Raw genomic sequence first — 15,948 nt, 5'->3', positions numbered from 1 at the left:
AAATGACGCCACCAAGCATTGCTTTACAAATACAAACCCTGCCGGACAATCCGGGTGTTTACCAATACTACGATAAGGACGGGAAGATTTTGTATGTGGGCAAAGCCAAAAATCTAAAAAAAAGAGTTTCGTCGTATTTCAATAAAATTCACGATACAGCCAAAACGAATGTCTTAGTCAAGAAAATTGTGACCATCAAACACATTGTGGTGCCTACCGAAACCGATGCCCTTTTGCTGGAAAACAATTTAATAAAAACCCTGCAACCGCGTTATAATGTGTTGTTGCGAGACGATAAAAGTTATCCGTGGTTGTGCATTAAAAAAGAACCTTTTTCACGTATTTTCTCTACCCGAAGAATGGTCAAAGACGGTTCGGAATATTTTGGACCCTATACTAGTTTCAAGACGGTACATACTATTTTGGACTTGATTAAAGAATTGTATCCGTTGCGCACCTGCAATTTTGATTTAAGTGCTAATAATATTGAAAGTGGTAAGTTCAAAGTGTGTTTGGAATACCATATCGGTAATTGCAAAGGCCCTTGCGAAGGCTATGAAACCGTTGCTGAATATCAAAAACAAGTCGATGCTATTCGCGAAATTCTCAAAGGGAATTTTAAAGAAAGCATGAAAGACTTCAAACGCTTGATGACCGAATTGGCGCAAGAAATGCGTTTTGAAGAAGCCCAAAAAATCAAAGAAAAAATAGAAATTCTTGAGAATTATCAGTCGCGTTCTACGATTATCAATCCGAAAATCACGAACATTGACGTGTTCTCAATTATTTCAGACGAAAGTGCGGCTTATGTCAACTTTTTGCAAATTTTTCACGGTTCAATTATTCGTTCCCATACGATGGAAATCAAAAAAAAATTGGAAGAAACCGACGAAGAACTGCTAGAATTAGCCATAATCGAACTTCGGGAACGTTTCCAGTTATTGTCTAAAGAAATTATTGTGCCTTTTGAAGTCGATCTGGGTGAAAATATCAAAATCACCGTACCTCAATTAGGCGATAAAAAGCAAATTTTAGATTTGTCCATTCGCAACGCCAAGTTTTACCGTATCGAGCAGTTGAAACAATTGCAAATTGTTGATCCTGACCGACACGTCAACCGAATTATGGCGCAGATGCAAAAAGACTTACGTTTGCCCGTAGAACCACGCCATATTGAATGTTTTGACAACTCTAATATACAAGGAACAAATCCTGTTTCGGCCTGTGTAGTTTTCAAAGATGGAAAACCGAGCAAAAAAGACTACCGTCATTTTAATATCAAAACGGTCGAAGGACCGAATGATTTTGCATCAATGGAAGAAGTAGTATACCGACGATACAAGCGCCTTTTGGACGAAAACCAACTCTTGCCTCAGTTGATTATTATTGACGGAGGAAAAGGACAATTGTCTTCGGCGTTGAAAAGCATTGACGATCTGGGTCTTCGCGGAAAAATCACCGTTATCGGTATTGCAAAACGTTTGGAAGAACTCTTTTATCCTGGCGATTCCATTCCGCTCTACCTCGACAAAAAATCAGAAACACTCAAAGTCATTCAGCAATTGCGTAACGAGGCGCACCGTTTTGGAATTACCCATCATCGTGACAAACGCAGCAAAGCCGCCCTCAATTCGTCTATAGAATCCATTCCAGGTATTGGCGAAAAGACTATGACGACTCTGATTCAGCACTTTAAAAGTGTTAAAAGATTGAAATTGGCCACCGAAAAAGAAATTTCTGAGGTGGTGGGGCTATCAAAAGCCAAAAAAATTACCGACTTTTACACTACCAAATAATTTTTTATGAGCCTATCCCAGCTGTCCGTTCCAAGTCCTCTATCAAAACCCTTTTTTTCTAAGGAAAAAAAAGGAGCTTCTGTGGTCGCTCTTTTTTTTCAAGAAAAAATAGGCTTTGTTCTTTCGGGGCTTTCCACTTCCATCTGGGGCTTGCTATTTACGGTGCTATTCGTATCTAGTTTTCAAAATACTTTTGCACAAGAACAAAAACGACCAAAAATTGGGTTGGTGTTAAGCGGGGGTGGAGCCAAAGGATTTGCTCATATTGGAGTTTTGAAAGTAATTGAAGAGGCTGGAGTTAAAATTGATTACATTGGAGGTACCAGTATGGGCGCTGTTGTTGGAGGTTTGTATGCTTCGGGATACAATGCGGCTCAAATAGATTCTATTTTCCAAACTACAAATTTTGACGAATTATTAAATGACTTTATTCCAAGGTCTTCCAAGAGTTTTTACGAAAAACGCAATGACGAGTCGTATGCCTTAGTGCTTCCGTTTAATAAATTTCGCATCGGAATTCCCGAAGCATTGTCTAAAGGGTTGTACAATTTTAATTTGCTGAGCAGGTTGACTAGAAATGTGAGACATGTGAAAGATTTTAATCAGTTGCCCACTCCATTTTTATGCATTGGAACCAATATTGAGACAGGAAAACAGGTGCTGCTTAATAAAGGAAATATGGCACAAGCCATGTTGGCAAGTGCTGCTTTCCCATCGTTATTTTCACCCATTGAAATTGATGGAGAATTACTGGTTGATGGTGGTGTAGCAAATAATTATCCGATTGAAGAAGTCCGAAATTTAGGTGCTGATGTAGTTATAGGTGTGGATGTTCAGGATGAATTGTTAGATCGAAATCAGCTTAAAAATGCAACTAAAATATTGGTTCAGATTACTAATCTCCAGTCAATTGAAAAAATGAAGAGCAAAATTCAAGATACTGATGTTTATATTAATCCTGATATCAAAGATTACGGTGTTATTTCTTTTGACAAAGGCAAAGAAATAATAAGAAAGGGAGAAGAAGCTGCGTTCTCTGTATACGAAAAAATTTATGCTCTTGCGGATTCTCAGAATCCATATATAAAACCCAAATTAGATGTTGTAAAAGACAGTTTACAATTGGTTCAAATTAAGACGAACCCATTGAATAATTTTACTGAAGATTATGTTTTGGGTAAATTACGGTTTAAACCTGGCCAAAAAATAACGTATTCTCACTTACAATCGGGAATAAATACAATTAATGCTACAGAAAATTTTAATGCGATTAGTTATTCTTTTGAAAACGAAGAAAAAGGAGAGAATCTTAATCTGAAATTGGTAGAAAATCCAATAAAGACATATTTGAAATTTGGATTGCATTATGATGATTTATTTAAAAGCGGTGTCTTGGTTAATTTGACTAATAAAAACACTCTTTTTAAAAACGATCTTGCTTCTTTAGATTTGGTTTTAGGGGATAATTTTAGATACAATTTAGATTATTACATTGATAATGGATTCAATTTTAGTTTTGGTTTTAAATCACAATTCAATCAGTTTAATAAGAATGTTTCGCAGAATATTACAGATTTAAACTTGGGATCATTTGGTATAAATGAAATCAATGTTGATTTTATGGATTTATCCACTCAGGCCTATTTGCAAAAAGGCTTGGCACAGAGCTTTTTGGTTGGTGCAGGGGTAGAAGTAAAATACTTGCGTATTTCTTCACAAACATTAGCGATTGCCAATCCGATAATTGATAAAAGTAGTTATTGGAGTGGATTTGGATATGTCAAATTTGATTCGTTTGATAATAAATATTTTCCAAAAAAAGGATGGTATTTTACGGCTGATTTTCAATCCTATTTGTTTTCGTCTGACTATAACAACAATTTTAAACCCTTTTCAATTTTTAAGGCTAATTTTGAGAAGGCTGTAACGATTTGGGATAAATTAATATTAAAATTTCAAGGAGATGGGGGTTTGCCTATTGGAAATGATGGCGTGCCATTTTTTAATTTTGTTTTAGGTGGATATGGGTATAATAGCATCAATAACTTTAGACCATTTTACGGTTACGATTTCTTGAGTGTAGCGGCTAATAGTTATATAAAAGCGACAGGAACTATTGATTATGAATTTTATAGAAAGAATCATTTGAACTTTTCTGCAAATTTTGCGAATTTGGGTGACAATCTTTTTCAATCCGGTGATTGGATTGCTTTTCCAAAACACTCTGGTTATGCTGTTGGCTATGGATTAGAAACAGCTATTGGGCCTATAGAGGCAAAATATTCTTGGTCTCCAGAAAATGCTAAAGGCTATACTTGGTTTAGTGTTGGTTTTTGGTTTTAGTGCTTCAACCAGGCGTTTTTAGCTTTTAAAACTCTTAATTTTTTGAATTTTATTGAGAATTTTGATGGAATATGTTTAAAATAAATTAAAATAATCATTAAAAAAGGCACTTATTTTTTTATTATGTAAAAAAATAAGTGTTTTCGGATTTATAAATGACAAATCTTCTGTTAAAGTCTATTTTAATGAAAAAAAACTATTGAACTTGCTGTAAATTTGTAAAACAAAAATGAAAGGGGTGGTTTCCTTTCGGTTTTGATATAAATTTCATAATTTATAGTTTTTTGGTTAGTTAATAGCACAAAAACTCAGTCAATATTTGACTGAGTTTTTTTGTTTTAATACTTTTGGTACAGAAATGGTAAAAACCATAAATGAAGTACCCCAACTATATTATGAAAAAAGCACTATTTTTTTTGCTCCTACTGACAACACTTGGTTTTGATACCCAAAGTGAGGCTACTTTTGATGTGGGAGAATGGTTTAAATTCCGCATTCATTATGGGTTTGTTAATGCAGGTTATGCTACTCTAGAAGTAAAGGAAGCGAGTGTTAATAATGAAAAAGTTTTCCATTTAGTAGGAAAAGGGTATACGACAGGGTTTTCTCGATTTTTTTTCAAAGTGGACGATTTATATGAAAGCTACATCAATAAAGAAACATTTGTTCCATATCAGTTTGTTCGAAAAATTGACGAAGGAGGATATACTAAAAACCAAGAAGGTTTTTTCAATACAAACCTAAATAAGGTTGTGGTAAAAGATTACAAACACAGAACGGAAAAAGTTTTTGTGATTCCAAAAAACACTCAAGATATCCTTTCTGCTTTTTATTATCTTCGAAATTCTCCCAATATTAATAAAATTAAGCCAGGCGAGTCTGTTGCTATTGATATGTTTTTTGACGATGAAACTACAAAGTTTAAGTTAAAATTCATTGGTCGGGACGATATTAAAACTAAATTTGGCACTATTGCTACGATGATTTTTAGACCCTTAGTACAATCAGGAAGGGTTTTTAAAGAGCAAGAAAGTGTAACGGTTTGGATTTCAGATGATGATAATAAGATTCCTCTTCGAATTCAAGCTAGTTTAGCCGTAGGTTCCATCAAAGCAGATTTAGATGCATTCAAAGGATTGAAAAATCCATTTAAAGTAAAACAGTAATGACTAGTACCAATAGTTCAGCAGCTATTTTAAAAGAAATTGATTTAAAATACGACGCAATCAATCAAAAAACCGAAACTCAACTCGAAGGGTTGCTTTGGTCTAAGCCAATAACCTATTGGGATTACATTCAAACAGATGCTTTGTTGAGTCTTCAAACGCAAAGAACTACGCTTCCTGACGAAATGGTATTTATCATGTATCATCAAGTCAATGAATTAATTTTTAAAATGATTTTGTGGGAAATGCGTCAAATTTCCTATTGTCAGGACATCAAAATTGATTTTTTTACCGAACGTTTAATGCGCATTAGTCGTTATTTTGATATGTTGACCACTTCGTTTGAAATCATGGAAAACGGGATGGAAGTGGAGCAGTACATGAAATTTAGAACTACATTAACCCCAGCCAGTGGTTTCCAAAGTGCACAGTACCGTCTAATTGAGTTTTGCTCTACCGATTTAATTAATCTAATAGACCATCGATTTAGAGCTTCTATTGATAGAGATACTTCGTTTGAATATGCGTTTGAACATTTGTATTGGCAAGCCGCAGGGAAAGATTATAAGACAGGAGAAAAATCGTTTCTTTTGGAAGAGTTCGAAAGAAAATACAAAAATATTTTCTTGAGTCATATGCAAGAATATAATACGATAAATATTTGGCAAAAGTTCCAACAATTGCCGCTTGAAGATCAACAAAATACAACATTAATCCAAGCGATGCGTCATTTGGATTATACGGTAAATATTACTTGGGTAATGCAACATTTGAACGTCGCTATTAAATATATAGACCAAAGTGGTTTGGGAGATGGAGAAGCTACTGGAGGTAGTGATTGGAAAAAATACATGCACCCTAAATACCAACGAAGAATATTTTTTCCTGAATTATGGAGTGCTGAGGAATTAGCCAATTGGGGAGAAACTAAATAATATGATTGCCTAATGTTAAAAAGAATACCGCCCTTTTTCTTAATCATAATTATTCTGCTATCTGTTCTTTCTTGTACTAAAAATCAAGAAAGTTTGGATGAACAGGAAATTCAATCTGCTCCTAAAAAGAGTGAGTTTGGTTTTACCTATGCTGATTTTAATGTTATTCATGATACAATCAAAAAGGGAGATACTTTTGGCAGCATCATTGAAAGACAAAATATAGGAGATAAGGAAGTGTATGATATTATCGAAAAAGTCAAAGACACTTTTGATGTGCGTATCATGCGATACAACAAACCCTATGTATTACTTAGGTCAAAAGACAGAAAGAACAAATTACAGGTTTTTATTTATCAACCGGATGCGGTGAATTACTACGTAGTTGATTTACGAGATACTTCGGTCGTAGCTTATAAAAAAACTAAACCTATTACACTCAAACGAAGAACGATTGGTGGGGTTTTAAAAAGCTCGCTTTCTGAAACATTGGAAAGTGCTAGAGTAGAAGGAGCTTTGGCAAGTAAAATCACAAAAATATATGCGTGGTCGATTGACTTTTTCAAATTAAAAAAAGGAGATCGTTTTGCTTTAACGTTTACCGAAAGGTATATCAACGATTCCATTTATGATGGCGTAGATAGCTTGGAAGCTGCATTTTTTGAATACAAAGGCAAGATAGTATATGCGTTTCCTTACTCGTCAAATTCTTCAGGAAAGATTGAATATTATGACGACGAAGGAAAAACATTGAAGAATTTCTTCTTAAAAACTCCAATTAAATTTAGTAGAATTACTTCGCGATACAGCTCGAATAGATTGCATCCCGTTCAAGGAATTTGGAAAGCTCATAAAGGAACTGATTATGCGGCTCCTCATGGGACGCCAATCACAACTACTGCAGCAGGTGTGGTAGAACAAACGGGTTTTACTACAGGAAACGGGAACTTTGTGAAAGTAAAACACAACAGTACTTATTCGACACAATACCTTCATATGTCGAAAATTTTGGTTAGACGAGGTCAGCATGTAACTCAAGGACAAATTATAGGTAGAGTGGGAAGTACAGGATTAGCCACAGGGCCTCATGTTTGTTATCGTTTTTGGAAAAACGGGGTTCAGGTAGATGCCTTGCGCTTAAAACTCCCTACAGGAGAGTCAATGGCAGGTGCTTCTAAAAAGCGATACTTACAACAAATCGAACCCCTAAAAAGAGAGTTGGATAGTGTAGCCAACTTATAAAAACAGTTCTTTTTCTTAAAATTGTGATATGTTTTGGGTACAAGTGGTATTCAAACTAATTTCAGTATTTTTGCCCGAAATTAAAAAATAATAGAACAAACCAATTATAAAAATGGCTTTACAAACAGTTAATCCTACCCAAACTCCTACTTGGGCAAAATTGCAACAACATTATAATGCAATTGCATCGACTACTATGCAAGAATTATTTCAAGCAGATGCGTCGCGCGTAGAAAAATTCAATTTAAAATGGAATGATTTTCTTTTGGATTATTCTAAAAATAGAATCAATCAAGAAACGGTAACTTTATTGTTAGAATTAGCGAATCAAGTGGGTTTGAAAGAAGCTATTGCGTCTTATTTTGAGGGAGAATTAATCAATCAGACAGAAAACAGAGCAGTGCTTCATACGGCTTTACGTGCTAAAGAATCTGCGGTAATTAACGTAGAAGGTCAAAACGTAATGCCAGAAGTGTATGCGGTAAAAAATAAAATTAAAGCGTTTACTAACGAAGTAGTTTCTGGTAAAAGAACTGGATATACTGGTAAAACGTTTACCGATATTGTTAATATTGGTATTGGTGGCTCTGATTTAGGACCAGCCATGGCGGTAGAAGCCTTGCAATTTTATAAAAATCATTTGAATGTTCATTTTGTTTCCAATGTAGATGGAGACCATGTCAATGAAATTATCAAGAAAATCAATCCAGAAACCACTTTGTTTGTGATTGTTTCTAAAACATTTACCACACAAGAAACCTTAACAAACTCAGAAACTATTAAGGAATGGTTTTTAAAATCAGCAAAACAAGAAGATGTAGCCAAACATTTCGTTGCAGTTTCTACTAATTTAGATAAGGTAACAGAGTTTGGAATTAATCCAGATAATGTTTTCCCAATGTGGGATTGGGTTGGAGGTCGTTTTTCATTGTGGAGTGCGGTAGGTCTTTCTATTAGTTTAGCTATTGGATTTGAAAATTACGATGCCTTATTGAATGGAGCCAATGAAATGGACGAGCATTTTAAAACCACTGACTTTGACCAAAATATCCCGGTAACATTAGCTCTATTGAGCGTTTGGTACAATAATTTCTTTGGTGCCGAAAGTGAAGCCTTGATTCCGTACACGCAATATTTACAAAAATTAGCCCCTTATTTACAACAGGGAACAATGGAAAGTAATGGTAAAAGTGTAGGACGTGATGGAAAACCAGTCAACTATCAAACTGGGACTATCATTTGGGGAGAGCCAGGCACGAATTCGCAACACGCCTTTTTTCAATTGATTCATCAAGGAACAAAAGTGATTCCTGCTGATTTTATTGGATTTGTGAAACCATTATATGGAGATGATAATCACCATGACAAATTGATGTCTAACTTTTTCGCCCAAACAGAAGCGTTGTTACATGGTAAAACAGAATCGCAAGTACAAGCTGAATTTGACAAACAAGGGCTGTCAAAAGAAAAAGCAGCGACTTTGTTGCCATTTAAAGTGTTTACAGGAAACAAACCAACGAATACTTTATTAATTCAAAAATTAACTCCAAAATCATTGGGTTCATTGATTGCGATGTACGAACATAAAATTTTTGTTCAAGGGGTAATTTGGAATATTTTTAGTTTTGATCAATGGGGAGTGGAATTAGGAAAACAATTGGCCAATTCTATTCTAGATGAAATCAATACTAAAACAGTTAAAAACCACGATAGTTCTACTTCGTTTTTATTGAATCATTTTTTACAAAATAAATAAGTTGAGAACTTAGATTGTAAATAGTAGATAAAAAAGCGCTTTGATTTATTTCAAAGCGCTTTTTTTATTGAATTTTGGTCTTTTTAAAGATAATTATTTGGAGGGTACTTTTATTTATTGCAAAATCAATAAAAAAGGAATTCAAAATGTTTTAATTGTGTTTTTTTAATTGAAACCCCTTGTAAAATCATCATTAATTCAAAAAAGACGCGGGAAAAGTGAATTTTTTAACGTTGTGTTAACGTATTAAGACAAAAATGTTATAATTTTGCCAAAAATAAATTAACAAAACAACAATGAAAACAATGAAAAACTGGTTACTTACAGGATTAATGTTTTTAATAGTTTCTACAGCTTTCGCACAAGGGAAAGTAACTGGAACTGTTACAGATGGTAAAGGTTCTTTACCTGGAGCAAATATTGTTATTAAAGGAACAAAAATTGCTGTTTCAACAGATTTTGATGGAAAATTTTCTATCAATACAACAACTAATTCAGGAGAATTAGTTATTTCTTTTATTGGTTACAAATCAAAAACAGTTAAGTTTAATGGTGCAACTAATGTTGGTACTGTTGCTTTAATTGCTGATGATAATCAATTACAAGAAATTGTAGTAAGAAGTTCAGTAGTAGACGTTGCTAAAGACAGAAAAACTCCAGTAGCTGTATCTACAATTAAAGCTGCTGAGATTCAAGAAAAATTGGGTTCTCAAGAATTTCCAGAGGTTTTAGCAAATACGCCTTCAGTATATGCTACTAAATCAGGTGGTGGTTTTGGAGATTCAAGAATCAATATCCGTGGATTTGATCAAAAAAATATTGCGGTTTTGATTAACGGGGTTCCTGTTAATGATATGGAAAACAGCTCTGTGTACTGGAGTAACTGGGCTGGTTTGTCAGATGTAACTTCGGCTATGCAAGTACAAAGAGGTTTAGGTTCTTCTAAACTAGCTATTTCATCTGTAGGAGGAACTATTAACGTAGTAACTCGTTCTGCTGATATGAAAGAAGGTGGTAATGTAGCTGTTGGTTTTGCTAACAATAATTACTTGAAAAAATCAGCATCTTACTCAACTGGAGTAATGAAAAACGGTTTATCTGCTTCGGTATTGTTAAGTCAAACTGCAGGAGATAATTATGTTGATGGAACTAAATTCGAAGGAGGAAACTACTTTATCGGAATTGGTTATAAAATCAATGCAAAACACGATTTAGAATTTACAATCACTGGTGCACCTCAATGGCACAATCAAAGATCTACAGCTCCAACAATTGCTCAGTTTATTAAATATGGTACTAATGGTGAGCCAAACAGAAGATATAACAATGATTGGGGTATTTTAAATGGTCAAGAATATAACTTTAGAACTAATTATTACCACAAACCAATTGCATCTATTAACTGGGATTACAAAATCAACGACAAAACTAAATTATCTACAGTAGTGTACGGTTCTTGGGGTCGTGGTGGAGGATCTAATGGTGCTGGAGCAATAAGAGGAAATAGATTCAACTCAGATAATTTAAGATTGCCAAATGGGATTATCAATGTTGACTTAATTCAAGCTTGGAATTCTGGATCAAGTGTAGTTATTCCAGGTTCAACAGGCATTTCAACTAGAACACTTACTAGTGGTGCTTTCCAAAATAGTTCTACTACTTCAAACAATACTACAAATGGTATTACAAAAATTTCTTCTATCAATTCACACAACTGGTATGGAGGTGTAATTAACTTGAATACCAAATTATCTGAAAGATTCACTTTAGATTTTGGTCTTGATGCTAGAACATATAGAGGAATTCACTACCAAAACATAGTTGATTTGTTAGGTGCGAAAAATTATTTAGATAATAACGACAAAAACAATCCAAATAGAGTGTTAACTGCAACCTATGCAGCAAGACCAAATTTAAATCCATTCTTTAGTTTAGATTATCAAACAGCTAAAATAAACTACAACAATGATGGTTTAGTGAATTGGTACGGTGCGTTCACCCAGTTAGAGTATTCTGCTGAAAAATTAACAGCGTTTTTCCAAGGAGCTGTTTCTAATCAAGGATTTAGAAGAGATGATTATTTCTTGTATTTAACTCCTAACCCTTTGTCATCTACAGACTATAAAAACTTGTTAGGTGGTAACGTTAAAGGGGGTGCTAATTACAACATCAATGACAACCATAATGTATTTGTGAATGCAGGGTATTATTCAAAACAACCTTTCTTTAATGCAGTGTATCCAAATAATCAATCTTTAGTTAACGAAAACTTAACTAATGAAAAAGTATTAGGATTAGAGGCAGGATATGGTTTCCGTTCGGCAGTGTTTAACGCTAATGTGAATCTATACCATACTTCATGGAAAGACAGATACCAAAGAGCAAATGACGCTGCAACTGATAATCCAGGAGGATACTATGATTTTGCTGGAATTACTCAAGTTCACTCAGGAGTTGAAGTTGATATGAATGCAAAAGTGGGTGATAAATTAAAATTAAACGGGATGTTCTCATTAGGAAAATGGGTATATGAAGGTAACATTACAGGTAGAAGATTTGATGTAAACAATAATAATATCTCTGGTGGAACAACAACAACATATTATGTTGATGGAACAAGAGTAGGAGATGTTGCTCAAATGACAGCTAGTATTGGCGCTGCATATGAACTAGCTCCTAGAGTTAATATTGATGCTAACTATAGATTATCTGATAAATTATATGCAAGTTTAGATCCTACTAAACAAACTTTAGCTACAAATAAAGGAACTTTAGAGTTGCCTTCTTATGGTTTAGTTGATGCAGGAGTTTCTTATAAATTATTATTAGGTGCTGATAAATCAAAATCATTGAATTTTAGATTGAATATCAATAACCTTTTAGATGAAGTGTATATTGCTGAGTCAAGAACTAACATTTTCGCTAGTGATTATATTTCTGGAACTTCAGGACCAACTTATGATATGATGAGAAGAACATACAAAGGAGTAGCTGATGCTAACCAAGTATTCTTTGGTTTTGGAAGAACATGGAACTTCACGTTGCGTTATAACTTCTAAGTAAAGAAAGTTACTACATACAAACGGCAACTCCCATAAAAAGGAGTTGCCGTTTTTTTTGTACCATTTTTTTACTATATTTGAAATTCAATAAAATAAAAAACATGTACGAATTCATTCAAAAATTTCATTCAGGTTGGGCGTATTTAGCCATTTTAGTTTTAGTAATAGCGGTGGTTAATTCCTTTATTGGGAAATCATCCCAAAAAGAGTTTACAACTAAAGACAGAAAAATTGCTTTGTTTGCTTTAATAGGAGCTCATGTTCAATTGCTTGTGGGTTTAGTTTTGTATTTTGTGTCTCCATTAGGGTTAGCTGTTTTTGGACAAATGAAAAACGAGGCCTACCGATTAACATCTTTAGAACATCCATTAATTAATATCATTGCTATTGTTTTGATCACAATTGGTTGGTCTAAACATAAAAAAGCAGCTACAAATGAAGCTAAGTTCAAATCCATTGCTATTTTTTATGGTTTAGGATTGGTTTTAATCTTAAGCAGGATTCCTTGGAATTTGTGGTTCTAAAATTATGAAGTCCTGAAAAGGACTTTTTTTATCTAGTGTAATGCAATTAGATATCAATTTAATACAGAATAAATGAGAAAAAGGATAGTAGTATTGTTTTTGGTTGCTATAGTTGGTTTGGCTTGGAGCCAGACAGCGGCTGTAGTTAAACAAAAAGTAATAACAGCAAAAGATACTCTTAAAAAAAATAAATTAGGATTAGTACCGCAGGAAATCCAAATAGACAGTGCTTTTATAGATCCAATACAATGGAAACTGTATAAAAAATCAGTAATTGCCTCTTACTATGCTGATAAATTTAATGGAAAGAGAACGACTAGTGGAAAAAAATTTAGTAATAGTGGCTATACCGCAGCTCATAAAAAGTTGCCTTTTGGAACAAAAGTTAGAGTTACCAATGAAGCTAATGGGAGTTCAGTAATTGTAGAAATTACAGATAGGGGGCCTTTTGTGCGTTCCAAAGAAATAGACCTTACCAAACGTGCTTTTATGGAAATTGCTCAAAATAAAAGAAGTGGAATGATGCGGGTTAAAATAGAAGTAGTAGATAATTAATTCTACCAACTTTTGAATGGACGTTGACTTAAATAAGAATTATAATAACGATGATCTTGAGTCACTTCCTCTCCCAGCCAAATTGGTTTTTCAAAAACTTCAGCTTCTGATTGTAATTCTACTTCAGCCATAATTAAACCTTCGTTCTCTCCGTAGAATTCGTCTACTTCAAATAGATGTAGCCCCACTTGTATCTCATAGCGGATTTTTTCAATTACTCCTTTTTCACACAATAGCAATAATTCCTTTGCTTCAGCAACTGGAATTTCTTTTTCCCATTCAAAACGCGACATTCCTGCTTCGTTTGTTTTTCCTTTAATAGTTAGAAATCCTTTTTCGCCTTTTATACGCACACGTACTGTACGTTCAGGGGTGGAATTTAAATAGCCTTGTGCAATATGATTTTCGCGCAAAGCGTCGCTTTTAAATGCGTTTGAAGTGACTAAAAATTTGCGTTCTATTTCTACCATCGATCCAATTGATTTTCTTGTTTTCAAAGTTAGGTGTTTTCAACTAATCCTTTTTGTATAAATTTGTGCTATGCTCGAAAATAACTCTAATAGAAAGATTATTCACATTGACATGGATGCATTTTATGCTTCTGTGGAGCAGATGGATAATCCAGAATTGAGAGGAAAACCCATTGCTGTTGGAGGTTCTGAAAACAGAGGAGTGGTAGCGGCGGCAAGTTATGAAGCTAGAAAATTTGGTGTTCGAAGTGCGATTAGTGGCGTTTTAGCTAAAAAAAATTGTCCCGAACTTATTTTTGTCAAACCTCGTTTTGAGCGTTACAAAGAAATTTCAAAAAAGATTCATACCATTTTTCATGAGTATACGGATTTGGTAGAACCACTTTCGCTTGACGAAGCCTATTTGGATGTCACTCATAATAAAAAAGGAAACCCCAGCGCCACCTTATTAGCGCAGGAAATTAGATTGCGTATTTTGAACGAGGTAGGTTTGACTGCTTCGGCAGGAATTTCAGTAAATAAATTTGTGGCCAAAATTGCAAGTGATTACAACAAACCTAACGGACAAAAGACGGTCAATCCAGAGGAAGTTCTCTCATTTTTAGAAGTATTGCCTATTCGAAAATTCTATGGTGTGGGTAAAGTTACCACAGAGAAAATGTATCAACTAGGGATTTTTACTGGATTAGAATTAAAGAGTAAATCATTGGAATTTTTATCAACCCATTTTGGTAAATCGGGTGTGTTTTATTATCATGTCGTGCGTGGCATTCACAATAGCGAAGTGAAACCTGATCGAATCACAAAATCAGTTGCGGCAGAGCATACTTTTGATACCAATTTGTCTTCTGAAATTTTTATGTTGGAACAACTTGAAAAAATTGCGGTCAGCTTAGAACGTCGTTTAAAAAAATACAATATTGCAGGAAAAACAGTGACCTTGAAAATCAAATACAGCGATTTTACACAACAAACAAGGAGTAAACGGTACCTTATTTTATTGCTGATAAAGGTTTGATTTTAGAAAATGTAAAAGAGTTGTTGTACCAAGAGCGAATGAAAGATTCTGTTCGGCTACTCGGAATTTCGTTGAGTAATTTGAATACAGAACAAAAGAAAACGGTAGTGGTGCAATTACAGTTTGCTTTTTAATATATTAAAGGCTTCCAGCCTTCTGAAGGCTGGAAGCCTTTTTTTAAACAACAAACCCATTAAGAAATTTCTTAATGGGTTTGTTGTTATTGGGTAGGTTTATAACTAATCTCTACTGTTTAGTTTTGAAAGCAATCGTAAGAATTCCATATACAACCAAACCAAGGTAATCATCAATCCCATAGCGCCATACCATTCCATATATTTTGGCATTTTTCTATTGGCACCTTCTTCAATTTGGTCAAAGTCAAGGAATAAGTTCATGGCAGCAATTACAATAACGAAAACACTAATTCCAATACTCATCATCGAATTTCCATAGTGTACAGGCACAAAATTGGTAAATAAAGAAATCAACCAAGAAATCAAGTAATAAGTAGCAATGGCTAATGTCGCTGCTATTACGATGGATTTGAAACGTTCAGTAACTTGAACAATTTTGAATTTGTATAATCCCAAACAAATGGCAAAGGTTACCAATGTAGCTCCAACGGCTTGGGTTACGATTCCGGGATATTTAATTTCAAATATTGCTGAGATTCCCCCAATGAATAAGCCTTCAAAAATAGCGTATCCAGGGGCTAAATAACCAGAAAGTTGCGGTTTGAAAGTTGCAATTACTACTAGAATAAGTCCCATAATAGCGCCTCCAATCATTGGAACCATTGGACTTTGTCCATTAGCTGCCATCCACCAAGTTATCATAGCAGCTGCGGTCAAAAGTAAAAACAGAATTAAACTTTTGTTCATGGTTCCGGCTATAGTCATTGTTTGTTCGTGACCAATTATTGTTGCTTCGTGAACTTCTTCTTTGGCAGAAGTAAAAATTTTATTGTTTAAAAACGGGTTTTTTGAATTTGAACTCATAATACTTTAGATTTAGTTGTTCAAAAGTAAAATATATTTTGATAACTAAATGTTTATTTATTCATAAAATTTTACAATAA

General features: G+C 34.1%; 11 protein-coding genes and 1 pseudogene. 10 read left to right on the top strand and 2 right to left on the bottom strand.

Translation table 11 applies throughout. The features are described 5' to 3' along the window. Positions 1-2: 2 nt before the first annotated feature. The 9 genes from uvrC (at position 3) to Q0L65_RS07720 (ending at position 13,379) form a co-directional block, all read left to right on the top strand. Positions 3-1,796, top strand: a complete 1,794-nt coding sequence (uvrC, locus tag Q0L65_RS07760) for an excinuclease ABC subunit UvrC (protein WP_296685009.1) — start codon at positions 3-5, stop codon at positions 1,794-1,796. Positions 1,797-1,802: 6 nt separating this feature from the next. Next, positions 1,803-4,139 (top strand): patatin-like phospholipase family protein, encoded by a 2,337-nt coding sequence (locus Q0L65_RS07755; RefSeq protein ID WP_296685008.1) that lies wholly within the window; start codon positions 1,803-1,805, stop codon positions 4,137-4,139. Positions 4,140-4,534: 395 nt separating this feature from the next. Then, the gene (locus Q0L65_RS07750) at positions 4,535-5,305 is read left to right on the top strand and encodes a DUF3108 domain-containing protein (protein WP_296685006.1); all 771 of its coding nucleotides are present in this window, start codon (positions 4,535-4,537) and stop codon (positions 5,303-5,305) included. Further along, a complete protein-coding gene (locus tag Q0L65_RS07745) occupies positions 5,305-6,240 on the top strand; it encodes a tryptophan 2,3-dioxygenase family protein (protein ID WP_296685005.1) in 936 nt (311 codons plus the stop codon). The genes Q0L65_RS07750 and Q0L65_RS07745 overlap by 1 nt, the downstream gene beginning before the upstream one ends. Positions 6,241-6,252: 12 nt before the next feature. Continuing rightward, positions 6,253-7,482 (top strand): peptidoglycan DD-metalloendopeptidase family protein, encoded by a 1,230-nt coding sequence (locus Q0L65_RS07740; protein WP_296685003.1) that lies wholly within the window; start codon positions 6,253-6,255, stop codon positions 7,480-7,482. A 112-nt stretch (positions 7,483-7,594) separates the two neighbouring features. Further along, on the top strand, positions 7,595-9,238 hold the full coding sequence (gene pgi, locus Q0L65_RS07735; RefSeq protein WP_296685002.1) for a glucose-6-phosphate isomerase: 1,644 nt from the start codon (positions 7,595-7,597) through the stop codon (positions 9,236-9,238). A gap of 296 nt (positions 9,239-9,534) precedes the next feature. After that, the gene (locus Q0L65_RS07730) at positions 9,535-12,297 is read left to right on the top strand and encodes a TonB-dependent receptor (RefSeq protein ID WP_296685000.1); all 2,763 of its coding nucleotides are present in this window, start codon (positions 9,535-9,537) and stop codon (positions 12,295-12,297) included. A 104-nt stretch (positions 12,298-12,401) separates the two neighbouring features. After that, the gene (locus Q0L65_RS07725; RefSeq protein WP_296684999.1) at positions 12,402-12,824 is read left to right on the top strand and encodes a hypothetical protein; all 423 of its coding nucleotides are present in this window, start codon (positions 12,402-12,404) and stop codon (positions 12,822-12,824) included. 72 nt (positions 12,825-12,896) lie between these two features. Further along, a complete protein-coding gene (locus tag Q0L65_RS07720) occupies positions 12,897-13,379 on the top strand; it encodes a septal ring lytic transglycosylase RlpA family protein (RefSeq protein WP_296684997.1) in 483 nt (160 codons plus the stop codon). A gap of 2 nt (positions 13,380-13,381) precedes the next feature. Here the strand turns inward: Q0L65_RS07720 and Q0L65_RS07715 are convergent, their stop codons facing one another. Continuing rightward, entirely contained in the window at positions 13,382-13,849 is a 468-nt protein-coding gene (locus Q0L65_RS07715; RefSeq protein ID WP_296685209.1) for a CYTH domain-containing protein, read from the bottom strand. Positions 13,850-13,919: 70 nt separating this feature from the next. Here Q0L65_RS07715 and dinB point away from each other — a divergent pair. Then, positions 13,920-15,001: pseudogene (gene dinB / locus Q0L65_RS07710) on the top strand (DNA polymerase IV). 105 nt (positions 15,002-15,106) lie between these two features. Here dinB and Q0L65_RS07705 read toward each other — a convergent pair. Continuing rightward, positions 15,107-15,868: a Bax inhibitor-1/YccA family protein gene (locus Q0L65_RS07705; protein ID WP_296684996.1), complete on the bottom strand. Its 762-nt coding sequence runs from the start codon at positions 15,866-15,868 to the stop codon at positions 15,107-15,109. Positions 15,869-15,948: the final 80 nt, after the last annotated feature.

Source organism: Flavobacterium sp. (assembly GCF_024642105.1).
In the GTDB taxonomy this organism is placed as follows: Bacteria; Bacteroidota; Bacteroidia; order Flavobacteriales; family Flavobacteriaceae; genus Flavobacterium.
This window is presented reverse-complemented; position numbering and strand designations above follow the sequence as displayed.